This is a genomic window from Streptomyces sp. TAA204, assembly GCF_000424965.1.
This window is the reverse complement of sequence record NZ_AUKW01000001.1, coordinates 421,418-444,391: the sequence shown is the minus strand read 5'-3', so window position 1 is coordinate 444,391 and position 22,974 is coordinate 421,418. Positions and strand designations below refer to the sequence as shown.

16 protein-coding genes are annotated in these 22,974 nt (G+C 72.5%); 13 read left to right on the top strand and 3 right to left on the bottom strand.

The features are described 5' to 3' along the window. The first annotated feature begins 26 nt into the window (after positions 1-26). The 9 genes from H343_RS0101870 to H343_RS28330 all read left to right on the top strand — a co-directional run bounded on the left by H343_RS0101870 (position 27) and on the right by H343_RS28330 (position 12,963). On the top strand, positions 27-830 hold the full coding sequence (locus H343_RS0101870) for a TIGR03084 family metal-binding protein (RefSeq protein ID WP_028429752.1): 804 nt from the start codon (positions 27-29) through the stop codon (positions 828-830). Next, entirely contained in the window at positions 827-2,554 is a 1,728-nt protein-coding gene (locus H343_RS0101865; protein WP_028429751.1) for an acyclic terpene utilization AtuA family protein, read from the top strand. The genes H343_RS0101870 and H343_RS0101865 overlap by 4 nt, the downstream gene beginning before the upstream one ends. Next, complete coding sequence (locus H343_RS0101860) at positions 2,551-4,149, top strand: carboxyl transferase domain-containing protein (protein WP_028429750.1); 1,599 nt, start codon at positions 2,551-2,553, stop codon at positions 4,147-4,149. The genes H343_RS0101865 and H343_RS0101860 overlap by 4 nt, the downstream gene beginning before the upstream one ends. 15 nt (positions 4,150-4,164) lie before the next feature. Continuing rightward, positions 4,165-6,345 carry an ATP-binding protein gene (locus H343_RS35745; protein WP_158679494.1) on the top strand — a complete coding sequence of 727 codons (2,181 nt, stop codon included), beginning with the start codon at positions 4,165-4,167 and terminating at the stop codon, positions 6,343-6,345. Further along, positions 6,342-7,523, top strand: a complete 1,182-nt coding sequence (locus tag H343_RS0101850; RefSeq protein WP_028429749.1) for an acyl-CoA dehydrogenase family protein — start codon at positions 6,342-6,344, stop codon at positions 7,521-7,523. The genes H343_RS35745 and H343_RS0101850 overlap by 4 nt, the downstream gene beginning before the upstream one ends. A 212-nt stretch (positions 7,524-7,735) precedes the next feature. Beyond that, on the top strand, positions 7,736-9,325 hold the full coding sequence (locus H343_RS0101845; protein WP_028429748.1) for a 4-coumarate--CoA ligase family protein: 1,590 nt from the start codon (positions 7,736-7,738) through the stop codon (positions 9,323-9,325). A gap of 278 nt (positions 9,326-9,603) precedes the next feature. Beyond that, entirely contained in the window at positions 9,604-10,335 is a 732-nt protein-coding gene (locus H343_RS0101840; RefSeq protein WP_028429747.1) for an enoyl-CoA hydratase family protein, read from the top strand. Next, positions 10,323-10,919, top strand: a complete 597-nt coding sequence (locus H343_RS0101835) for a TetR/AcrR family transcriptional regulator (RefSeq protein WP_028429746.1) — start codon at positions 10,323-10,325, stop codon at positions 10,917-10,919. Before H343_RS0101840 ends, H343_RS0101835 begins: the two co-directional genes overlap by 13 nt. 472 nt (positions 10,920-11,391) lie before the next feature. Further along, positions 11,392-12,963 (top strand): sodium:solute symporter family protein, encoded by a 1,572-nt coding sequence (locus tag H343_RS28330; protein ID WP_051264449.1) that lies wholly within the window; start codon positions 11,392-11,394, stop codon positions 12,961-12,963. 93 nt (positions 12,964-13,056) lie between these two features. On the opposite strand, the gene uvrA is transcribed toward H343_RS28330, so the two are convergent. Then, the gene (uvrA, locus tag H343_RS0101825) at positions 13,057-15,675 is read right to left on the bottom strand and encodes an excinuclease ABC subunit UvrA (RefSeq protein ID WP_078504921.1); all 2,619 of its coding nucleotides are present in this window, start codon (positions 15,673-15,675) and stop codon (positions 13,057-13,059) included. A 197-nt stretch (positions 15,676-15,872) separates the two neighbouring features. Here uvrA and H343_RS0101820 point away from each other — a divergent pair, with 197 nt between their 5' ends. Then, a complete protein-coding gene (locus tag H343_RS0101820; protein WP_028429744.1) occupies positions 15,873-16,604 on the top strand; it encodes a MerR family transcriptional regulator in 732 nt (243 codons plus the stop codon). A gap of 52 nt (positions 16,605-16,656) precedes the next feature. On the opposite strand, the gene H343_RS0101815 is transcribed toward H343_RS0101820, so the two are convergent. Next, positions 16,657-17,757: a citrate synthase 2 gene (locus H343_RS0101815; protein ID WP_028429743.1), complete on the bottom strand. Its 1,101-nt coding sequence runs from the start codon at positions 17,755-17,757 to the stop codon at positions 16,657-16,659. A 429-nt stretch (positions 17,758-18,186) separates the two neighbouring features. On the opposite strand from H343_RS0101815, the gene pdxH reads away from it, so the two are divergent. Next, the gene (pdxH, locus tag H343_RS28325) at positions 18,187-18,855 is read left to right on the top strand and encodes a pyridoxamine 5'-phosphate oxidase (protein ID WP_051264507.1); all 669 of its coding nucleotides are present in this window, start codon (positions 18,187-18,189) and stop codon (positions 18,853-18,855) included. Between the two features lie 354 nt (positions 18,856-19,209). Further along, positions 19,210-20,787, top strand: a complete 1,578-nt coding sequence (locus H343_RS28320) for a PAS domain-containing protein (RefSeq protein WP_051264448.1) — start codon at positions 19,210-19,212, stop codon at positions 20,785-20,787. Positions 20,788-20,843: 56 nt separating this feature from the next. On the opposite strand, the gene H343_RS0101800 is transcribed toward H343_RS28320, so the two are convergent. After that, complete coding sequence (locus tag H343_RS0101800; RefSeq protein WP_028429741.1) at positions 20,844-21,596, bottom strand: SIS domain-containing protein; 753 nt, start codon at positions 21,594-21,596, stop codon at positions 20,844-20,846. A gap of 197 nt (positions 21,597-21,793) precedes the next feature. Here H343_RS0101800 and H343_RS0101795 point away from each other — a divergent pair, with 197 nt between their 5' ends. Further along, complete coding sequence (locus H343_RS0101795; protein ID WP_028429740.1) at positions 21,794-22,489, top strand: iron-dependent transcriptional repressor DtxR; 696 nt, start codon at positions 21,794-21,796, stop codon at positions 22,487-22,489. The last annotated feature ends 485 nt before the right edge of the window (positions 22,490-22,974 follow it).

The following is a 22,974-nucleotide window of genomic DNA, read 5'->3' as shown; positions in this document are numbered from 1 at the left end:
CGGGCGAGCGGAGGAGGGGCGGGGCGATGGCCGACGCGGCGGATGTGACCGAAGCCGTTCTCGCGGACCTGCGGGACGAGGGCGAGTCGGCGGAGCGGCTGGTGGCCGGGCTCCGGCCGAGTGACTGGGCCCTGCCCACGCCGGCGCCACGCTGGACCGTCGCCCATCAGATCGCCCATCTGGCCTGGACCGACCGGCAGAGCCTGCTGGCCGCCAGGGACGAGGCCGCCTTCCAGCGCGCCGCGCAGGCGGCGCTCGCGGCGCCCGGCACGTTCGTCGACGAGGGCGCCGAGGCGGGTGCCGCCCAGCCGCCCGCGCGGCTCCTGGAAAGCTGGCGTGCCGGACGCGAGGAGCTGCTGGAGGTGCTGGGCCGGGTGCCCCGGGGGCGGCGACTGCCCTGGTACGGGCCGCCGATGAGCGTCGCGAGCATGGCCACTGCACGGATCATGGAGACCTGGGCGCACGGCGAGGACGTGGCCGAGGCACTGGGGACGTACCGGGAGCCGACGGTGAGGCTGCGTCACGTCGTACGGATCGGGGTGCGGACACGGGACTTCGCCTACGCGGTGCGCGGACTTCAGCCGCCCTCCGAGCCGTTCCGGGTCGAACTGACCGGCGTCGGCGGCCAGTTGTGGCAGCACGGGCCCGCCGGTGGCGCACAGCGGGTGACGGGCGACGCCGTCGCCTTCTGCCGTCTGGTGACCCGGCGCGTCCATCCCGCCGACGCGGACGTACGGGCCGAAGGTGAGGACGCCGCACGGTGGCTGGAGATCGCGCAGGCGTTCGCGGGACCGCCCGGCCAGGGCCGTGAGCGCAAGGGGACGGCATGAGCGCCCACCCGGACGACGTCCTGCGCGTCGGCAACTGCTCGGGCTTCTACGGCGATCGCTTCGACGCCATGGAGGAGATGCTCACCGGCGGCGAGCTGGACGTACTGACCGGCGACTATCTCGCCGAACTGACCATGCTGATCCTCGGCCGCGACCGGCTGAAGGACCCGGCACGCGGCTACGCACGGACGTTCCTGCGGCAGTTGGAGACCGGGCTCGCCCTCGCCAGGGACCGGGGAGTGCGGATCGTCGTCAACGCGGGCGGGCTGAATCCCGCCGGACTCGCGGCGGCGGTACGGGAGTTGAGTGAACGCGTCCGGGTGCCGGCCGCGGTCGCGCACGTCGAGGGCGACGACGTCCTCACCCGCGGCTCGTGGGGAGAGGGCGTGCTGACCGCCAACGCCTATCTCGGCGGCGGCGGAATCGCCGCATGCCTGCGCGGCGGCGCCGACGTCGTGGTCACCGGGCGGGTGACCGATGCCGCGCTGGTCAGCGGCGCTGCAGCCGCACACTTCGGCTGGGCTGAGGACGATCTGGACGCACTGGCCGGTGCGGTGGTCGCCGGGCACGTCCTGGAGTGCGGAGCGCAGGCGACGGGCGGCAACTACGCCTTCTTCGCGCGGGAGGACATCGACGTCCGCCGCCCCGGCTTCCCCGTCGCCGAAGTCGCCCGCGACGGAACGTCCGTGATCACCAAGCACCCCGGCACCGGCGGCGCCGTGACGGTGGGCACGGTGACCGCGCAGCTGCTGTACGAGACGGCGGGCGCCCGCTACCCCGGCCCGGACGTGACCGCCCGGCTCGACACCGTCCGGCTGACCGGCGCCGGGCGGGACCGCGTGCGGATCGAGGGCGTACGGGGTGAACCGCCGCCGCCCGCACTCAAGGTCGGGCTGACCCGGACGGGCGGCTGGCGCAACGAAGTGACCTTCGTCCTCACCGGTCTCGACATCGAGGCCAAGGCAGCGCTCGTACAGGGGCAGATGGAGGACGCGCTGGAGCGAGCCGGGCAGCGCCCCCGGGAGGTGACCTGGAGCCTCGCCCGCACCGACCGCCCGGACGCGCCCGTACAGGAGGAGGCCGCCGCGGTGCTGCGCATGGTCGTGCGGGACCCCTCGGCGGAGGCGGTGGGCCGCGCGGTCAGCGGAGCGGCCGTCGAGCTGGCGCTCGCGAGCATCCCCGGCTTCCACGTGACGGCACCGCCCGGAAAAGGGGCGCCCTACGGGGTGTTCGAGGCCGCCTACGAGGACGCGCGCGGCGTACCGCACGTGGCTGTGCTGCCCGACGGGCGGCGCCAGGAAATCCCGGCGCCCCGCGTGACGCGGGAGCTGGAACCCGTAGGCGCACCCGAACTGCCGCCGCCACTGCCCGACTTCGCCGCCGGCGCGCCGCGCAGGATGCCGCTGGGCGAGGTGGCGGGCGCGCGCAGCGGTGACAAGGGCGGCAGCGCGAACGTAGGGGTGTGGGTACGCAGCGACGAGGCGTGGCGGTGGCTGGCGCACACACTGACGGTGGACGAACTGCGCCGGCTGCTGCCCGAAGCCGCCGAACTGCCCGTCACCCGGCACCTCTTCCCGCATCTGCGGGCCGTCAACTTCGTCATCGAGGGGCTCCTCGGGCAGGGCGTCGCCTCTCAGGCGCGGTTCGATCCGCAGGCCAAGGCCCTCGGGGAGTGGCTGCGTTCCCGGCACATGGACATACCGGAGGAGTTGGTCGCGGCGTGACTGTGCTGCAATCGGCGCTGGACGTGACGGGCGAGGAGTACGCCGCACACCGGCGGACCATGCTCGAGCGGATCGGCGAACTCGACGCCGAGCTGGCCAAGTCGGTCGCCGGAGGCGGTGAGAAGTACGTCCAACGGCACCGGGGACGCGGCAAGCTGCTCGCGCGGGAGCGCATCGAGCTGCTGCTCGACCCCGACACCCCCTTCCTCGAACTCTCCCCGCTCGCCGGCTGGGGCAGCGACTACACGGTGGGTGCCTCGCTCGTCACCGGCATCGGGGTGGTCGAGGGCGTCGAGTGCCTGATCACCGCCAACGATCCGACCGTGCGCGGCGGCGCCAGCAACCCCTGGACGCTGAAGAAGGCGCTGCGCGCCAACGAGATCGCCCGCGCCAACCGGCTGCCGTGCATCAGCCTCGTCGAGTCCGGCGGTGCCGATCTGCCCAGCCAGAAAGAGATCTTCATCCCCGGCGGTGCTCTCTTCCGCGACCTGACCCGGCTGTCCGGGGCGGGCATCCCCACAGTGGCGGTGGTCTTCGGCAACTCGACCGCCGGAGGCGCCTACGTCCCGGGCATGTCCGACCACGTCATCATGGTCAAGGAGCAGTCGAAGGTCTTCCTCGGCGGCCCGCCGCTGGTGAGGATGGCGACCGGCGAGGAGGCCGACGACGAGGAGCTGGGCGGTGCGGACGTCCACACCCGCGTGTCCGGTCTCGGCGACCACTTCGCCCTGGACGAGCCGGACGCCCTGCGCCGGGCCCGCCGCGTCGTCGCCCGCCTCAACTGGCGCAAGGCGCACGGCGATCCGGGCCCCGCCGCGCCGCCGCTGTGCGACGAGGAGGAACTGCTGGGCGTCGTACCCGGCGACCTGAGGACGCCCTTCGACCCGCGCGAGGTCATCGCCCGGGTCGTGGACGGCTCGGACTTCGACGAGTTCAAACCGCGCTACGGGACGAGCCTGGTGACGGGCTGGGCCCGGCTGCACGGGTACCCCCTGGGCATCCTCGCCAACGCGCGCGGCGTGCTCTTCAGCGAGGAGTCGCAGAAGGCGACCCAGTTCATCCAGCTCGCCAACCAGCGGGACATCCCGCTGCTGTTCCTGCACAACACCACGGGCTACATGGTGGGCAAGGAGTACGAGCAGGGCGGCATCATCAAGCACGGCGCCATGATGATCAACGCGGTCTCCAACTCGAAGGTGCCTCACCTGTCCGTCCTGATGGGCGCGAGCTACGGCGCGGGCCACTACGGGATGTGCGGCAGGGCCTACGATCCGCGGTTCCTGTTCGCCTGGCCGAGCGCCAAGTCGGCCGTCATGGGCCCTCAGCAGCTCGCCGGGGTGATGTCGATCGTCATGCGGGAGTCGGCCGCCGCACGGGGCAAGCCGTTCGACGAGGAGGCGGACGCCGGGCTGAGGGCGATGGTCGAGCAGCAGATCGAGTCGGAGTCGCTGCCGATGTTCCTCTCCGGGCGCCTCTACGACGACGGGGTGATCGACCCGCGCGACACCCGCACCGTGCTGGGCCTGTGTCTGTCCGCCATCCACACGGCGCCCGTGGAGGGCGTACGCGGTGGCTTCGGCGTCTTCCGGATGTGAGAGGTGACGGGGAGCATGATCACTTCGGTGCTGGTCGCGAACCGGGGCGAGATCGCCCGGCGCGTCTTCCGTACCTGCGCGGAGCTGGGCATCGCCACGGTCGCGGTCCACTCGGACGCCGACACGCACGCCCCGCACGTGGAGGAAGCCGACGCGGCGGTGCGGCTTCCCGGCGACACGCCCGCCGAGACCTATCTGCGCGGTGACCTGATCGTCGAGGCGGCGCTGGCGGCAGGCGCCGACGCCGTCCACCCCGGCTACGGATTCCTCTCCGAGAGCGCCGGGTTCGCGCGTGCCGTACGGGACGCGGGACTGGTGTGGATCGGTCCGGACGCCGAGGCGATCGAGGCGATGGCGTCCAAGACACGCGCGAAGCGGCTGATGGGCGAGGCGGGTGTGCCGCTGCTCACGCCCGTACGGCCCGGGAAGGCGACCGGGCGCGACCTGCCGCTGCTGGTGAAGGCGGCGGCGGGCGGCGGGGGGCGCGGCATGCGGATCGTGCGCGAACTCGGCGCCCTGGAGGGCGAGATCGCCTCAGCGCGCGCCGAGGCGGCGGCGGCCTTTGGGGACGGCGAGGTCTTCGTCGAGCCGTACGTGGAGCACGGACGCCATGTGGAGGTGCAGATCCTCGCCGACGGGCACGGCACGGTGTGGACTCTGGGCACCCGGGACTGCTCGCTGCAGCGGCGCCACCAGAAGGTCATCGAGGAGGCGCCCGCGCCCGCGCTGGACGAAGGCGTGCGCCGGGTCCTGCGCGAGGCCGCGGTGAGCGCGGCGCGGGCGGTGGACTACCGGGGCGCGGGCACCGTGGAGTTCCTGGTGGCCGGCGCGGACGGAGGCTCCGGCGGCGGCGAGGCCGCCGGCGCGGGCGCAGGCGGGGGCGGGGGAACGAACGGCGGCGGGGACGGAGGCGCGGGCGCGGGCTCCGGGGAAGCGGCCCTTGCCGGCGACGCGCGGGCGTACTTCCTGGAGATGAACACCCGCCTCCAGGTCGAACATCCCGTCACGGAGTGCGTGCACGGGGTGGACCTGGTCGCGCTGCAGATCCGCGTCGCCGAGGGAGAGCAGCTCGACCCGGCGGGACCGCCGCCCGCACGCGGCCACGCCGTCGAGGCCCGGCTGTACGCGGAGGACCCCGCACGCGACTGGCAGCCCCAGACCGGCACGCTGCACAGGCTCCGTGTCCCGGACGGCGTCCGCCTCGACAGCGGCGTCGCGGACGGCGACACGATCGGCGTGCACTACGACCCGATGCTGGCCAAGGTCATCGCCTGGGCGCCCACCCGCCGTGAGGCCGTCCGCAAACTGGCACACGCCCTGGAGCGCGCCCGCGTGCACGGGCCCGTCACCAACCGCGAACTGCTGCTGCGGTCGCTGCGTCACCCGGACTTCGCCGCCGCGCGCCTGGACACCGGCTTCTACGACAGGCACCTGCCGGAACTCACCGCGTCCGCCGCGTCCGCCGCCGGCCCCCGGCTGGCCGCGCTCGCGGCAGCCCTGGCGGACGCCGCGCGCACCCGGGCCACGGGCCGCAGCGTCGCTGCCCGCCTCGGCGGCTGGCGCAACGTCCCTGCCCAGCCCCAGGTCAGGACCTACCGCGCGGGTCACGCGGGGGAGGAGACCGAGGTCCGCTACCGCCTCACACGGGAGGGTCTGCGGGTCGAGGACGACGAGGAGCTGAGCGCACTGCGGCTGCGCCTTCTCCACGCGGCGCCGGACCGGGTCTGCCTCGAAGTCGACGGTGTACGGCGGGACTTCGAGGTGGCGCAGTACGGCGACGGCACCCTCGTGCACGTCGACGGGCCGCCGCCCCTGGGCTCGTACGCCCTGACCGTGCTGCCGCGCCTGCGGGAGCCGGAGACGCGCAACGAACCCGGCTCGCTGCTGGCGCCCATGCCGGGGACGGTCGCACGCGTCGTACCCGGGCTGGCCGTGGGCGCGAGCGTCAAGGCCGGGGAGCCGCTGCTGTGGCTGGAGGCGATGAAGATGGAGCACAAGGTCGTCGCTCCCGTATCCGGCACCCTCACCGGCCTGCACGCCGAACCCGGCCGTCAGGTGGAGGTCGGGGCGCTGCTCGCGGTCGTCACGGAGGACGCACGGCCCCCGGGCCCCGTCCGGCCGGGAACGTCGGCCACGTCCGAACCGCCCGCCGCGCCCGAACCGCCCGTCACGCCCGCACACAAGGAGTCGTCATGACCACTGCGCTGCTGGAGACCGAGGAACAGTGCGACCTGCGAGCGGCCGTCGCCGCGCTCGGCAAGCGCTTCGGACGTGAGTACTTCGCCGGCGTCGTCCGCGAAGGCGGGCACACGGACGAACTGTGGGCCGAGGCCGCCTCGTTGGGCTACCTGGGAGTCAACCTCCCCGAGGAGTACGGAGGCGGAGGCAGCGGCATGGCCGAACTGGCCATCGTCCTGGAGGAGTTGGGTGCTGCCGGCTGCCCGCTGCTCATGCTCGTCGTCTCGCCCGCGATCTGCGGCACCGTCATCGCACGGTTCGGCACCGAGGAACAGAAGCGGCAGTGGCTGCCCGGACTCGCCGACGGAAGCCGCAAGATGGCGTTCGGCATCACCGAACCCGACGCCGGCTCCAACTCGCACCGCATCACCACCACCGCCCGGCGTGACCGGAAGTCGGGGGACTGGCTGCTGACCGGACGCAAGGTCTTCATATCCGGCGTCGACATCGCTGACGCCACCCTCGTCGTCGGCCGGACCGAGGACGCCCGCACGGGCAGGCTCAAGCCCTGCCTCTTCATCGTCCCGCGCGACGCACCCGGCTTCACCCGCAACCCCATCGAGATGGAACTCTCCGCCCCGGAGAAGCAGTTCGAGCTCGTCCTGGACGATGTGCGGCTGCCCGCCGACGCGCTCGTCGGCGGGGAGAGCGGGGGAGAGGACGCGGGCCTCCTCCAGCTCTTCGCCGGGCTCAATCCCGAGCGCATCATGACCGCCGCCTTCGGTATCGGTATGGGCCGCTACGCACTGGAGCGGGCGCTGGACTACGCACGGACCCGCCAGGTGTGGAAGGAACCCATAGGCGCGCACCAGGCCATCGCCCATCCGCTCGCCCAGGCCCACATCGAACTCGAACTGGCGCGGCTGATGATGTCCAAGGCCGCCGCTCTCTACGACGCGGGCGACGACATGGGCGCCGGCGAGGCGGCGAACATGGCCAAGTACGCGGCCGGGGAGGCGTGCGTGCGGGCCGTCGACCAGGCCGTGCACACCCTCGGCGGTAACGGGCTCACCCGCGAGTACGGTCTCGCCTCCATGATCACGGCGGCGCGCGTGGCCCGTATCGCACCGGTCAGCCGGGAGATGATCCTCAACTTCGTCTCGCACCGGACGCTCGGCCTGCCCAAGTCCTACTGAGCCCGGCCGGGCCCGCCCTGACCGCCCAGCCCTGACCCCCTGGCCCCCTGACCCTGGCCCGTCCCCGGCATGCTGTGCCCGCCTCCGGTGCACGGCTCCCGCGCGGGACCTTCTGACGAAGGCCGAACGGGCGGAGACTGTGAGGTCACCCCTGGCCGTACCGCCGGCGCACCAGCCGGCGCCGCCCACGCCCGCTGCTCCGGGAGGACCGCATGATTTTCCACAGCGAGTACGTCGATGTCCCCGTTCTCGACGAGCCCATCCACGACGCCGTCCTCGGCTGGTCCGCCGGCGCCTGCAGCAGCGGCACCGCACTCATCGACGGGGTCGAGGGCACGTCCCTCACCTACGCGCAGCTCGACGCCTTCTCCCGCCGCATCGCCGCCGCACTCGCGGAGGCGGGAGTGCGCAAGGGCGACGTCCTGGCCCTGCACAGCCCCAACACGCTCGCCTTCCCCGCCGTCTTCTACGGCGCGACGAGAGCCGGAGCGGCGGTGAGCACCGTCCATCCGCTCGCCACCGCCAAGGAACTCGCGCGTCAGCTCAGCGACTCGGGCGCCCGCTGGATCGTGACGGTCTCCCCGCTGCTGGAAGCCGCACGCCAGGCGGCCGAGTGGACGGGCGGAGTGGAGGAGATCTTCGTCTGCGACCGTGCCGAGGGGCACCGCAGCGTACTGGACATGCGGGAGACCACGGCGCCCGAGCCGCACATCACCGTCGACCCCGGCCAGGACCTGGCCGCGCTGCCGTACTCCTCCGGCACGACGTCCATGCCGAAGGGCGTGATGCTCACCCACCGCAACATCGCCACCAACCTGGCCCAGCTCTATCCGCTGACGCCCAGCGGCCCCGGGGACAAGCTCCTGGCGGTGCTGCCCTTCTTCCACATCTACGGGCTGACGGCCCTGATGAACGCGCCCCTGCGCAACGGCTCGACCGTCGTGGTGCTGCCGCGCTTCGAACTGGGCCAGTTCCTCTCCGCGATCGAGACGCACCGCGTGAACGCCCTCTACGTCGCGCCGCCGATCGTTCTGGCGCTGGCCAAGCACCCGGACGTCGAGAAGTACGACCTGTCCTCGCTGGAGATGGTCGTCAGCGCCGCCGCCCCGCTGGACGCCGAACTGGCCACCGCCTGCGCGCGGCGGCTGGGACTGCCGACGGTGATGCAGGCGTACGGGATGACCGAACTCTCGCCCGGCACCCATGTGGTGCCCCGGCACACCACCTCCGCTCCGCCCGGAGCGGTCGGCAAGCTGCTGCCGAGCACGCAGATGCGCGTCGTCGATCTGGACGACCCCGGCCGGGACCTCGGAGTGGGAGAGGCCGGTGAACTCCTCTTCCGCGGCCCGCAGGTGATGAAGGGATACCTGGGGCGTACGGGCGAGACCGCCGCAATGATCGACGAAGAGGGGTGGCTGCGGACCGGGGACATCGGGCGGGTCGACGAGGAGGGCTGGCTCCACGTCGTGGACCGCGTCAAGGAACTGATCAAATACAAGGGGTATCAGGTCGCGCCGGCCGAACTGGAGGCCGTACTGCTCGCACACCCGGCGATCGCGGACGCCGCGGTCATCGGCGTCACGGACGAGGAGGGCAGCGAGGTGCCCAAGGCGTTCGTGGTGCGGCAGCCTGACGAGGCGGGCGGGCGGCTGACCGTGGACGACGTGCTGACGTACGTGGCCGGGCAGGTCTCCCCGTACAAGAAGGTGCGGCAGGTGGAGTTCACCGGGAGCGTGCCGCGTGCCGTGAGCGGCAAGATCCTGCGGCGCGAACTGCGCGCCGCGGAGTCCGCGAAGGCGTAGGGCGCGGCAGCGGGCGCGCGCGGCGCGGCGACCTGTCCGCCCTCCCGGGTGCCTGGCACGGGCGGGTGCCGCGCCGTCACCTCAGCGGTAGGTGAGCCGTAGGTGAACGGGGGGGAGAGCGGGACGGCGAAGCCGTGGACGGAGAGACCGGGGGCACCGGAGGCAACGGAGACACCGGAGGCACCGGAGAGATCGGAGAGACCGGAGACGATGTGGACACCGGAGAGGACGAGCGAGCAGTGACCCGAGCCGCCGAAGAGGCAAGGACGGACGAGCCGCTGGTGCGCAGCACCCACGAACGGGGCGTCACCACCCTCACCCTTGACTCGCCGCACAACAGGAACGCCCTCTCCGTACGTCTCGTCGGCGAGCTGTACACGCGACTGGAACAGGCGGCGGAGGACCCTCGCGTCCGCGCCCTGGTGCTCACCCACACCGGCAACACCTTCTGCGCGGGCGCCGATCTGCGCGAGGGCAGCGGCAGCCCGGGAGATCTCGCCGCCGTGCTGCGCGCTGTCGTGGAGCTGCCCAAGCCGGTCGTCGCCCGTGTGGACGGCCACGTACGGGCGGGAGGCACGGGGCTGCTGGGCGCCTGCGACATCTCGGTGGCCGGACCCGGCTCGTCCTTCGCCTTCACAGAGGCGCGCATCGGCGTCGCTCCGGCCGTGATCTCGATGCCGCTGCTGCCGCGGCTGGACGCCCGTGCGGCCTCCCGCTACTACCTCACCGGCGAGCGCTTCGACGCGGCGGAGGCGGCCCGCATCGGCCTGGTGACACAGGCGGGCGAAGACGTGGACAGTCTGCTGGCGCCCGTGCTCGACGGGCTGCGGCGCGGCTCACCGCAGGGGCTCGCCGAGTCCAAGCGCCTGGTCACGGCGGAGGTGCTGCGCGTCTTCGACAGGGACACCGACAGCCTCGCGGAGCTGTCCGCGCGGCTGTTCGCATCCGAGGAGGCCCGCGAGGGCATGACCGCCTTTCTCGAACGACGGGAGCCCGCATGGGTGCCGTGAACGCCCGCGGTGCCGCGCCCAAGCAGGACCGCAGCCGCGCGACCCGGCAGCGGCTGCTGGAGTCGGCCGTGACCTGCCTGGCCGAGCACGGCTGGACGGGCAGCACGGTCACCGTCGTCGCGGAACACGCCGGTGTCTCACGCGGTGCCGCCCAGCACCATTTCCCCACCCGTGAGGACCTGTTCACGGCAGCCGTCGAGTATGTCGCCGAGGAGCGCTCCAAGGCGCTGCGTACGCTGCCGACGCCGCCGGACACGCAGGCGGCGGTCGAGATGCTCGTCTCCCTCTTCACCGGGCCGCTCTTCCGGGCCGCGCTGCAACTGTGGGTCGCGGCCTCGAACGAGCACCAACTGGGGCCGCGCGTCAGTGCGCTGGAGGCGCGGATCGGGCGGGAGACGCACCGGATGGCTGTGGAGCTGCTGGAGGCCGACGAGTCGGTGCCGGGGGTGCGCGAGACCGTGCAGGGGCTGCTCGACATGGCGCGCGGACTCGGGCTGGCCAACCTGCTGACCGACGACAGCGCGCGGCGGGAGAGGGTCGCCGCGCAGTGGGGTCTGATCCTCCGGGACGCGCTCGGGCGGTAGCGCGTACCGGTACGGACCGGCCGCCGCGGTATACAGCCGGCGTGCGGCCGGTGTGCACCGCCCGGTCCGGGAAGGGACGCGGCCGGTGTACGGGTGCCGTACTGCCGGTACACCGCCTGGACGAGGGCGGGTTCGAGCGGCCGCATGTCGCGTGTACGAGCGCCGTGCGGCGCCTGCTGGGGGTGCCGTGCGGGTGGGTGCACCGCGCCCATGCAGCACTCATGCCGTGCGCATACGGGCGCCATACCCTCTGCATACAGCCGCCGTACGCACGGCACACCTCCAACACCCCCGCGGCTCCGATTCATCGACATGGATGTGAACCGCGGGGTGCCGTGCCTCCCGGCCCGTTCTCCCGCTGATGTGCGCAGTATTGACGGCCCTTGGGGCCACTTCTAAGGTGACGGCACTTGGTTCATAGACCTGGCATTCGTTCACAATTATGAACACGTCGATGGCGTGAGGAGCCGTGATGTCCCCACTGGACTGGGTCGTGGTCGGTGCGTACTTCCTCGTGATGGTGGTCATCGGCGTGTGGTCCAAGGCCCGGGTGAAGAACGTCGCGGACTTCTTCACGGCCCGCGGTCGCGTGCCCTGGTGGCTCTCCGGCATCTCCCACCACATGTCGGGCTACAGCGCAATCATGTTCGTCACCTTCGCCGCCGTCGCCTACGACTACGGCGTGACCGTCTACTTCTGGTGGCCGCTGACCATCGGACTCGGCGTCGGCATCGGCGCGTTCCTCTTCGCGCCCCGCTGGAACCGGCTGCGCGCCAAGCACGGTGTCAACTCTCCGCTGGCCTACCTCGCCGTCCGCTACAACCTGCCCACCCAGCAGGTGCTCGCCTACAGCGGTGCGGCGCTGAAGGTCGTCGACATCGCGGCCAAGTGGGTCGCGATCGCGGTACTGCTGCAGGGGTTCGCGGACCTTCCGCTCGTATGGGGCATCGGTCTGACCGGTGTGTGCACGATGTTCTACGTGACCTTCGGCGGGCTGTGGGCCGATGTCCTCACCGACTTCGGTCAGTTCGTCATCCAGGCCGTGGCCGGCTTCGCGATGCTCTTCGCCGTCATGGCCCACCTGGACGGCGTCTCCACACTGTGGACCATGTGGGACGACCTGCCGGAGGGGCACGGCGACCCGGTCGCCGGCACCGTCACCACCGGGCTTCTCATGGCGTTCCTGCTCGTGAAGACCTTCGAGTACAACGGCGGCATGTGGAACCTGGCGCAGCGTTACATGTCGGCGCCCAGCGGTTCCCGCGCGCGCAAGTCGGCGCTTCTCTCCAGCGCGCTGTGGCTGGTGTGGCCTTTCATCCTCTTCGTTCCGATGATCGCCGCGCCGCTCATCGTCCCCGGCCTGGACAACGGCGAGGAGTCCTACATCAGGCTCGCCCAGGAACTGCTGCCCACCGGTGTGATCGGTCTGCTCCTCGCCGGGTTCTTCTCGCACACCATGGCGATGGTCGCCTCCGACTCCAACGTCATCACCGCCGTCATCACGCGGGACCTCGCGCCCGTGCTCGTCCCCCGGGTGAGGCGGATGACGCAGGGTGCCCAGTTGCTCTTCGCGCGTGTGACGACCGTCGCGTTCGTGACGTCGAGCATGGCCCTCGCCCTCCTCAGCGACCCCGACGGCTTCATCATGACCGTCGTCGTCAGCATCGTGGCGGCGACGATGGGGCCGATCTCCATCCCGCTGATGCTCGGACTGCTGCCCTGGTTCAAGCGGACGGGGCCCCTCGCCGCCATCGTCTCCTGGGCGGGCGGGCTGGCCGTGTGGGCGTACCTGTACTGGGTGGCCGAGGACGCCTCCGAGGCGGTCACGGTCGGTTCCCCCGTGCTCACCTCGCTCGTGCTGTACGTGGGCATCGGGCTGCTCAAGCCGGAGGCCGACGCGGCGCGTTCCGCGCTGGTCGACTCGCTCGGCAGCGACCCCAGCGAGGAGGAACGGGCCGCGCTGGAGCGGAAGTTCCTCGCGGACCCCGACCGGGGCGGAGGCCCCGGTGGGGAGGACGCCCAGGAGCCGACGCCCGCCCGCTGAGCGGACGTACGGCCCCGGGCCCTCCCTGCCCCTCCCGGGCCCTGCCTGCCCCTCCCGGGCCCTCCCTGCCCCTCCCGGGCCCTCCCTGCGCCGTCAGGAGTCCCGGAGGAACGCCCCCGTCCGTGACGCGCTCACCCGCGCGATGTCGTCCGGCGTCCCCTCGGCCACGATCTCGCCGCCCGCGGCGCCGCCCGCGGGCCCGAGGTCGACCACCCAGTCCGCGGCGCGGATGACATGGACGTCGTGCTCGACGGTGACGACGGTGTTGCCGGCGTCCACCAGCCGCTGGAGCACGTCCATCAGCCGTGCGGTGTCGGCGACATGGAGACCGGTGGTCGGTTCGTCGAGCAGGTACAGCGTGCGGCCGGTGGCGCGCTGGCCGAGCTCCTTCGCGAGTTTGATCCGCTGGGCCTCACCGCCCGACAGCGTCGTGGCAGGCTGCCCGAGCTGCAGATAGCCGAGCCCGACGTCGTGCATGCGCCGCAGCCGCGTGGCTGCACCCGGCACGTCGGCGAAGACTCCGAGCGCTTCCTCGACGGTCATCCGCAGGACCTGCGCGATGTCGTGGCCCCGGTAGCGCGCGCCGAGCACCTCACCGCCGAAGCGGCGTCCCCCGCAGGCGGGGCAGCGCACCTCGACATCGGGCAGGAAGTGCATCTGTACGCTGAGGACACCCGAGCCCGCGCAGCGCTCGCACCGGCCGCCGGGGGTGTTGGGCGAGAAGTGCTTGGCGGTCAGGCCGCGTTCGCGTGCGGCGGGTGTGGCGGCGAAGGCTTCGCGTATCGGTGTGAAGGCGTCCGAGTACGTGGCGGCGTTCGAGCGGGGAACACGGCTGACGGGCTGCTGGTCGATGGTCACGATCTTGTCGATGTGCTCCCAGCCCTCGACACCGTCGTGCGGACCGGGTCTCTCGCCCGCATCGTGGAAGTGCCTGCGGCCCGCGCGGTCGAGGACGTCGAAGAGCAGCGAGGACTTGCCCGACCCCGACGGGCCGGTCACCGCGACCAGCAGCCCCAGAGGCAGCCGGGCGGTGACGTTCCTGAGGTTGTGCGCCCGCGCCCCGCGCACGACCAGTGACCTGCCGTCGCCCTTGCGCGGAGCCGCCGGTACGGGCATGGCGATCCGGCCCGACAGACAGTCGGCCGTGGGAGACCCGGCGTGCGCGGCGACCTCCTCCGGCGTGCCCGCGGCCACGATGCGCCCGCCGTCCCGCCCGGCGCCCGGACCGACGTCGACGACGTGGTCGGCGGCGCGCAGAATCTCCAGGTCGTGCTCGATGACGAGCACCGTGTTGCCCAAGTCGCGCAGCCGCCGCAGCACTTCGACCAGGCGTGCGCCGTCGGAGGGATGCAGGCCGATGGTGGGTTCGTCGAGTACGTACAGCACGCCGGTGAGTCCGGAGCCGAGCAGTGCCGCGAGGCGCAGACGCTGGGCCTCTCCGGCCGACAGGCTGGGCGTGGCCTGCTCCAGCGTCAGATATCCCACCCCGACGGCGACCAGCCGGCGTACGCGTTCCCGCAGGTCGGCCACGACCGGTTCGGTGACGGACTCCTCCTGGGCGGTGCCCTTCTCGTGCAGGGCGTCGATCCATGTCGCGAGTTCATCCAGCGGAAGGCGGGCGGCGTCGACGATGGTCAGCCCGTCGACGGTGACGGTGCGGCTCGACGCCCGCAGCCGTGTGCCCTCGCAGTCCGGGCAGACCTGCTTGACCAGCGCCTGCTCGGTCTTCTCCCTGTAGTCGGTGTCGTCGATGCGTTCGGCGTACCGCCGCAGCATGCTCGTCACGACTCCCTCGAAGCGTCCGCCGGAGACCGTGGCGGGCGGCGCGGTCAGGGGGAAGTGCCCCCGGAAGCGCGGGCTGTCGACGCCGTGCAGCAGCAGGTCGCGCTGTGGGCCGGTCAGCCGATCCACCGGAGTGTCCGCGTCGAAGGTGAACCCGTAGTGCCGTGCGGCCGCCTCGAGGACCGGGATGTTGTGGGCGGTCAGGGCGGGACGCCAGGCGAGGACTGCGCCTCCAGCGACGCTCCGCCCGTGGTCGACGAGGCGGTGCGCGTCGGCCTGGAAGACGGTGCCGAGGCCGGTGCAGCCGGGGCAGGCGCCGGCGGGCTTGTTGAAGGAGAAGTCGCCCATCACCATCGCCCGCACGTGCTTCCCGCACTGCGGACACGGCACGGCGGGACCTTCGTCCCAGCTCCCGTCCTCATCCTCGGGTTCACCGCCGGGCGGTGACCCGCCCTCGCCGTCGGGGAGTTCGTCCCCTCCGACGTGGAAGGCGGGCGGAAGGTCCGTGCCGCAGGCGGGGCACGGACGGCGGCCGATGCGCGCCCACAGCAGACGCAGATACGTGAACACCTCGGTGACGGTGCCGACCGTCGACCGCGGGCTGCGGTTGCTCAGATGCTGGTCGACGCTGATCGAGGGCGACAGACCGGTGATCGAGTCGACCGACGGCTTGCTGACGAAGCCGGTGACCATGCCCAGCGACTCCAAGTACTGGCGCTGGCCCTCCCGGTGCAGCGTGTCGAAGGCGAGGGTGGACTTGCCCGAGCCGGACAGGCCCGTCAGCACGACGAGCGAGTTCTTGGGGACGGAGAGGGAGATGTTCTTCAGGTTGTGCAGGCGCGCGCCCTCGATGCGGATCGAGTCGTCCGGCCGGCGCGCGGAGGGAGTCGGACGGTCGTCTTCCTTGGCGGAATCCTTCACGGCATCCATGCCTTCAAGTTTCTCATTGAAGTACCTGTTGAGACTTTTTCGCCAACAGGCCGCGGCATTGAGGGAATGGGTGCGGATAACCTTCAACACCCGGGTGCAATCGGGCCGCTGGACGGCAGGGACAGCAGGGACAGCAGGGACAGCAGGACGGCAGGGACAGCAGGGCGGCAGGGACAGCAGGACGGGAGGGGCGGCCGGTGAGCAGTGAGGAGAAGGGGCTGCGGCCCGTCGATCTGGCACGCGAGGCGGGTGTGTCGAGCCAGCAGGTCCGCAACTACGAGGCGGCAGGCGTCCTTCCGCCCGCCGCGCGTACCGCGTCCGGCTACCGCAGGTTCACCGGCTCTCACCGCCGTGCCCTGCTCACCCACCGGGCTCTGGTGCGGGGCTACGGCCCGCACGCCGCCCAGGAGATCATGAGAGCCGTCCACGCCGGCGACCTTCCCGCCGCGCTCGCTCTCGTCGACGCCGCGCACGCGGCGCTGCACGAGCAGCGGCTCTCCCTGCGTGCGGCGAGCCGTGCGCTGGAGGAGATCGCACGGCGCCGGCCGGACGAGGCGGCGGTGCCGCGCTCCGGCATGCGCATCGGGGAGCTGGCCGCACACATCGGCGTACGGACGTCCGCGCTGAGGGTGTGGGAGTCCGCGGGGCTGCTGGCCCCCCGGCGCGAGGCGGGCACCCGGTACCGCCGCTTCGGCGCGGCCGACGTGCGTGACGCGCTGCTCGTCAGCACGCTCCGGCAGAGCCGCTATCCGCTGCTCCGCATCCGCGCCGTCCTGGACGACCTACGCGCCACGGGCAGCCGCGACGCTCTCCGCGCGGCGATCGCTCAGCGGGGCACGGAGCTGGACCGGCGGACCGCGGCCATGCTCGAAGGCGCCGGAGCCCTGCACGGCTACACTGCTGACCGGCGCGGACCGTGCGTGAGTTGACACCGCCGCACGGCCCGTGCCGCGACCGGGCCGTGCGCGGTTCGGCGGCGTTTCAGCCGGGCGGCTGCGCGTACCCGGAGATCTCCCCGGGGTCACGGGGCCCGGGGCCGACGTAGCGGGCCGAGGGCCGCACCAGCCGCCCCGTGCGCTTCTGCTCCAGGATGTGCGCGGACCAGCCGGCCGTACGGGCGCAGGTGAACATCGAGGTGAACATGTGCGCGGGCACCTCCGCGAAGTCCAGCACGATCGCCGCCCAGAACTCCACGTTGGTCGCCAGCACACGGTCGGGCCGGCGGCTGTGCAGCTCCGCCAGCGCCGCGCGCTCCAGCGCCTCGGCGACCTCGTAGCGCGGCGCGCCCAGCTCCTTGGCCGTACGGCGCAGCACACGCGCCCTCGGGTCCTCGGCCCGGTAGACCCGGTGGCCGAAGCCCATCAGGCGTTCGCCGCGGTCGAGTTGGCGTTTGACGAAGCTCTCCGCGTCGCCCGTGCGCTCGATCTCCTCGATCATGCCGAGCACACGCGAGGGCGCGCCGCCGTGCAGCGGTCCCGACATGGCGCCGACCGCGCCCGAGAGAGCGGCCGAGACGTCGGCCCCGGTGGAGGCGATGACGCGCGCGGTGAACGTGGAGGCGTTCATGCCGTGTTCGGCCGCCGAGGTCCAGTAGGCGTCGACGGCGGCCACGTGCTTGGGGTCGGGCTCGCCCCGCCAGCGCCGCATGAACCGTTCGACGACCGTGTCCGCCTTGTCGATCTCCTGCTGCGGCACCATCGGCACGCCCTGTCCGCGTGCGGACTGCGCGACGTACGAGAGCGCCATCACGGCGGCACGCGCCAGGTTGTCCCGCGCCTCCTCGGCGTCGATGTCCAGCAGCGGCCTGAGCCCCCACACCGGGGCGAGCAGCGCCAGAGCCGACTGCACATCCACCCGGATGTCGCCGGAGTGGACGGGGATGGGGAACGGTTCGGCCGGAGGCAGCCCGGGGTTGAACCCGCCGTCGACCAGCAGCCCCCACACGTTGCCGAAGGAGACGTGCCCCACCAGATCCTCGATGTCCACGCCTCTGTAGCGCAGCGAGCCGCCCTCCTTGTCGGGTTCGGCGATCTCCGTCTCGAACGCGACGACTCCTTCGAGTCCGGGTACGAAGTCGGACATCAGGCGGCTCCTCATGAGGTTGTCGGCAGACAGTGCTGCGGTCTCTGCGGCGGCAGCGCGGCCGTGGCCCGGCCGGCTGCCCGTCCCTGGCTGTGCGGGGCGGGACGTGACGTGACGGTTCCGCCGCCGCGCGGTGCGGCTGGCGGACCTGCGTCCCGAGGGCGCTCATGCCCGGTGGAGCGGGCGGTCATCCGCACGCTCCACCGGAAACGGTGATCCTTTGTCCGGGGGCGCAGAGGCCGGACAGCCGATTTTGGGGGGTCCGCCACATGCGGGGGAAGGGTGAGTTCAGGCACACGTTCCGGGGCGGCGTCCATGCGGGTGCTGCCGTCAACGCCGCGATGTGCCGTGTTGCAAGATGAGGGCGTGTCCGATGCTGACGATGACGCCGCCCCCAGTACGCCGCCGGCCCTCCTCGACCCCGCCGCGATGCGCGCCCTCTACCGTGCCGAAGGGCTCTCGGAGGCGGACCTCGCGCCCGATCCGTACGGCCAGTTCGCCCGGTGGTTCACCGACGCGGCAGCCGCCGGACTGCACGAGCCCAACGCGATGATCGTCTCGACGGCCGACGCCCGGGGACGGCCCAGCTCCCGCACGGTGCTGATGAAGCAGTACGACGAGCGCGGCTTCGTCTTCTTCACCAACTACGGCTCCCGCAAGGGCCGGGAGCTGGAGGTCAACGCCCACGCCTCGCTGCTCTTCCCCTGGCACCCCATCGCCCGCCAGGTCATCGTCTCGGGCACCGCCGAGCGCATCGGGCGGGACGAGACGGTCGCCTACTTCCGTACCCGGCCGCACGGCTCCCAGCTGGGGGCCTGGGCGAGCGAGCAGTCCTCGCGGGTGGCCTCACGGGGTGAACTCGACAGACTCTACGAGCAGCTCGCCGACCGCTACCCCGAGGGCGAGGACGTACCCGCGCCGCCGGGCTGGGGCGGCTTCCGGGTGCGTGCGGAGACGGTCGAGTTCTGGCAGGGGCGCGAGAACCGGCTGCACGACAGACTGCGCTACGTACGCACGGAGGGCGCGCAGGGGCCGGAGGGACCGGGCGGCCCGGACGGCTCGGACGGCTGCTGGACGGTCGACCGTCTCTGCCCGTGAACGCAGACGGCCCGCGGGCTGCTCCGCTCGCCGTGGCGAACGGCGCCGGTCGGACGAGTCCGACGAGCCCGCGGGCCGGGTGACTGCATTGAGATTGGCCGGCGACACCGGCGTCACACTGTGGCGTCGGCGCTAGGCCGCAGCCACCTCACGCGTCCGGGTGTGCTTCATCTACCGGATCACCTCCTTTCTCGTGTGCACCGCACGTTAGGCAGCGCCGCGCACGGCCGCAAGCGATTTCGGGGCCGCAACGATTTCGTGGAACCCCGTGTGCGCTGCGTCACGTTCGAGTTGAATGATCCCTGCGCGCAGCGGCAGGCAGCGGTGATCGCGCGTCGAGCTGGGGGTGATTGGTTGTCCGCTCAATTCAAGACCCACGCATCCTCGTCGTCCGACGGTGACGACGACGGCGGGCCCGACGACGAACTGCTGCTGGCCGCCCTTCTGGACGGCATGGACGCCGCGCTCTGCGCCTTCGACGCGGACGGCGTCGTCACTCACTGGAACCGCGAGGCCGAACGCATCCTCGGCTGGACCCAGCAGGAAGCCGTCGGCCGCAAGGGTCTGGCCGGGTGGGCGCTGCGAGAGGCCGACGCCGAGGCCGTGGAGGCGCGGCTGCTGGGCGCCATGCACGCCCCCGGGCGTCAGGTCCACGAGTTCGCGCTGCTGAAGAAGGACGGCGGGCGGGTTCTCGTACGCACCCAGTCCTCCGGCGTCTCCGGCGCGGACGGCCGTCCGACGGGCGTCTACTGCGCGTTCAGCGAAGTGCACACCCAGATCGACCTGGAGCGCTCCATCGCACTGAGCGAAGGGCTCTTCGAGGAAGCGACCTGGGGCGTGGTCCTGGTCGACGCGGACCTGCGTCCCGCCGTGGTCAACGTCTCGGCGGGGAACGCCTTCCGCGTCTCACGCGCGGCGATGCTCGGACGGCCGCTGGGTGAGCTGATCGACCGGGGAGCGGAGGAGCTGGAGGGCGCCCTGCAGCACGTGCTGGCGGAAGGCCCGCCGTCCGCGCCGTCGGAGATTTGGGTGACGCTGCGGCCGGGCAGCCGTACGGCCCCCGACGAGCCCGGCGCCGAAGCGGGCGCGGGCGGCACCGGCGCCGCCCGGTGCTGGCGCAGCGGCTTTCTGCGGCTGGCCTCACCGCTGGCCGAGGAGCCGGTGCCGCTGGGGGTGGCATGGCTCTTCCAGGACGTCACCGAGTCCAAGCGCGCCGAGCAGGAGGCAGCACGGCTGCGCTTCCGCGACAACCAGCTCCACCGGGCCGCCCGTGCCGCCGCCGAGAGCGAGGACCCGATGGAGGCGGCCACGATCCATCTCGACTTCGCCCTGGCGGGGTTCGCCGACCACGCCCTGCTGGACCTCGTCCTGCCTCCCTGCGGGGACGGCACCGCCGGCGCCGGCGAGGATGCCGGGAGCGTCGAGAGCGCCGAGGGCGCTGTCGACGCCGGCACGCGGGGGAGCGCCGACGAGTCCGCCGCCGCGGCGCGGCTGGTGCGTGCGGCGGTCACGCCGGCCTCCGGTCCGGGACCGCTGCCCGCCCCTCAGAGCGGCCTTCCCAGCGGTATCCCCGTGGGCTACGCGGAGGGTCACCCGGTGCTGCAGGCGTACGCGCGCTGCGGTTCGGTCCGCGCGAGTGTCGGCAGCGTCGCTCCGGCCGGCGGTGAGGGCGGCGCGGGCGGTGGTGGCGTGCCGGAAGGGTGGGCCGCGGCCCGCAAGTGGCCGGAGGGCACGAGGCACGGACTGTGCGCGGTGCTGCGCAGCCGTGGCCGCACCCTGGGTGTGGTGACGTTCCTGCGCGGCGCGAGCCGCCGTTCCTTCGACCGTACGGACGCCGCGTACGCCGAGGACATCGCGGTACGCATCGGAGCGGTGGTCGACCTGGCGCAGACGGATGCGCGGGGGCGGGGGCAGGGCGGCTCCGGGGGCTGAGCGGCGGGGCGCCGGCCGTCGGCCGGGCCGTGGGGGAGGCGGTGCCGGCAGGCCCGTCAGCTGTGGAAGATCCGGTCGGCGTACCGCTTCATGACGCCCTCGTTCCACGCGTGGCCGCCGTCGACGTTCCCGGAGCGCAGCATCGGCACCTCGGCGCCGCTCGCGGCCAGATCGCTCACGGCGGTCGCGACCACTGCCTGCATCAGCGCGCTGGTGACCACGGTCGACGCGGGTGCGAAGGGGGCGGGGACGCCCTCGGCCGTCAGTTCCGCGTCGCCGACGGCTATGTGGCTGTCCAGGACGATGTCGCAGTGGTCCTTGAGGAAGGTGCCGGACGAGTGCCGGGAGACGGTGTCCCGGGTGTAGGCGACGGAGGTCAGGCCGACGACGCTCAGCCCGAGCGAGCGCGCGTGCGCCGCCATCTCCACCGGCAGCGCGTTGCGGCCGGAGAGGGATATGACGAACAGCAGGTCGCCCGCGCGCACGGGGGCGGCGTCGAGCACGGCGGTGGCCAGGCCGTCCACGCGCTCCAGCGCGCTCCCGAGCGTGGCGGGGCGTACGTCGACTCCCACCGCACCCGGTACGGGGAGCAGATTCATCACCGCGAGACCGCCCGCGCGGTAGACGACGTCCTGGGCGGGGAGCGAGGAGTGGCCCGCTCCGAAGGCGAAGACGCGTCCGCCCTCCGCGACGGTGCGGGCGAGCAGCGCGCCCGCCTCGGCCACGGACTCCGCCTCCAGCTCTCCGACCTGCTGGAGCAGGGCCGCCGCGGCGTCGAAGAAGTCGCTCGCCGGTGTGCTGTCACTCATCCCGCAGGTCCCCTCGCCCTCGTCCCGCCGGGGAGGCGGGCGGGCCTCCGTCCGCGGCCCCGGTGCTCGCCGCGGTCACGGTGAGGTCTGGACCACTGCCTTGTCAAGAGAGCATCTCGTACACGGAGGGACGGTTGTCCCTCCGATGCGTCAGAATTGGAGCAGGGGCCACCCGCACGAACCGACGAGGGGCACGCATGTCCGGACTGATCGACACCACGGAGATGTATCTCCGCACCATTCTGGAGCTGGAGGAGGAAGGCGTCGTTCCCATGCGTGCCCGTATCGCCGAGCGCCTCGACCAGAGCGGCCCCACCGTGAGTCAGACGGTGGCGCGCATGGAGAGGGACGGGCTGGTCAAGGTCGCCGGGGACCGTCATCTGGAGCTGACGGACGAGGGGCGGCGGCTGGCCACGCGCGTCATGCGCAAGCACCGCCTGGCCGAGTGCCTGCTCGTCGACGTGATCGGCCTGGAGTGGGAGCAGGTCCACGCGGAGGCGTGCCGCTGGGAGCATGTGATGAGCGAGGCGGTCGAGCGCCGTGTGCTGGAGCTGCTGCGCCACCCCACCGAGTCGCCGTACGGCAACCCCATCCCCGGACTGGAGGAGCTGGGTGAGGAGGCGGAGGCGGAGGCGTTCCTGGACGACAGCATGGTCAGCCTGACGGACCTGGGGGCGGAGGGCGACGGCAAGACCGTCGTCGTACGGCGCATCGGCGAGCCGATCCAGATGGATTCCCAGCTGATGTACACGCTGCGGCGGGCCGGTGTGCAGCCCGGCGCCGTGGTGAGTGTGAACGCCGGGGCGACCGGCGGTGTGCAGATCGGCAGCAGCGGGGAGGCGGCCGAACTGGATTCGGACATCGCGGCGCACGTGTTCGTGGCGCGGCGCTGAGTTCCCTGGACGGACGCTGCCCGGCGCTGCTGCCGGTGCCGGCGGCCGGGCCGTGGGGCGTATCCGGCTCGAAGCGGAGTATCTTCCCAAACAGCCCCGGTGGTACGAAAGTTGCGGTAGACCGAGGGCCCAAGCATCCGGCGTTCGACGCTGCGTGTGCGTGTACGGGCGGAGGGGAGCCGTGATGGACCGGGCGGAGCGGGGCTGCGGGGCGGGAGGCGGGGCCGCTTTCTCCCGCGGCGGCGGAGGCGGTGACCTTCCGGGGCGAAGAGCCTGCCGGAAGTCGTGTCGGTGGAGACCGCCCGGGGGAGCCGCCCCGGCGGCTGCTCGAAGAACCCTGGTTCGCGGGGCCGTCGACGAGGGCCCCGGCGCCTTCGGCAGCCGGGGCCCCGCCTCCCCTCGTCCCCCGGGGGCGACCCGGAGCCCCGAGCTCTCAGGGTCGGCCCTCCTCCCGGTAGCTGTCTCCCCGTGGCCTCGGTGGCCAA

Bases quoted from the DNA above. Each gene is read 5' to 3' on its own strand.
- H343_RS0101870 (WP_028429752.1), top strand. From the start codon at position 27: ATGGCCGACGCGGCGGATGTGACCGAAGCCGTTCTCGCGGACCTGCGG.
- H343_RS0101865 (WP_028429751.1), top strand. From the start codon at position 827: ATGAGCGCCCACCCGGACGACGTCCTGCGCGTCGGCAACTGCTCGGGC.
- H343_RS35745 (WP_158679494.1), top strand. From the start codon at position 4,165: ATGATCACTTCGGTGCTGGTCGCGAACCGGGGCGAGATCGCCCGGCGC.
- H343_RS0101850 (WP_028429749.1), top strand. From the start codon at position 6,342: ATGACCACTGCGCTGCTGGAGACCGAGGAACAGTGCGACCTGCGAGCG.
- H343_RS0101845 (WP_028429748.1), top strand. From the start codon at position 7,736: ATGATTTTCCACAGCGAGTACGTCGATGTCCCCGTTCTCGACGAGCCC.
- H343_RS0101835 (WP_028429746.1), top strand. From the start codon at position 10,323: ATGGGTGCCGTGAACGCCCGCGGTGCCGCGCCCAAGCAGGACCGCAGC.
- H343_RS28330 (WP_051264449.1), top strand. From the start codon at position 11,392: ATGTCCCCACTGGACTGGGTCGTGGTCGGTGCGTACTTCCTCGTGATG.
- uvrA (WP_078504921.1), bottom strand. From the start codon at position 15,675: ATGGATGCCGTGAAGGATTCCGCCAAGGAAGACGACCGTCCGACTCCC.
- H343_RS0101815 (WP_028429743.1), bottom strand. From the start codon at position 17,757: ATGTCCGACTTCGTACCCGGACTCGAAGGAGTCGTCGCGTTCGAGACG.
- pdxH (WP_051264507.1), top strand. From the start codon at position 18,187: ATGCGCGCCCTCTACCGTGCCGAAGGGCTCTCGGAGGCGGACCTCGCG.
- H343_RS0101800 (WP_028429741.1), bottom strand. From the start codon at position 21,596: ATGAGTGACAGCACACCGGCGAGCGACTTCTTCGACGCCGCGGCGGCC.
- H343_RS0101795 (WP_028429740.1), top strand. From the start codon at position 21,794: ATGTCCGGACTGATCGACACCACGGAGATGTATCTCCGCACCATTCTG.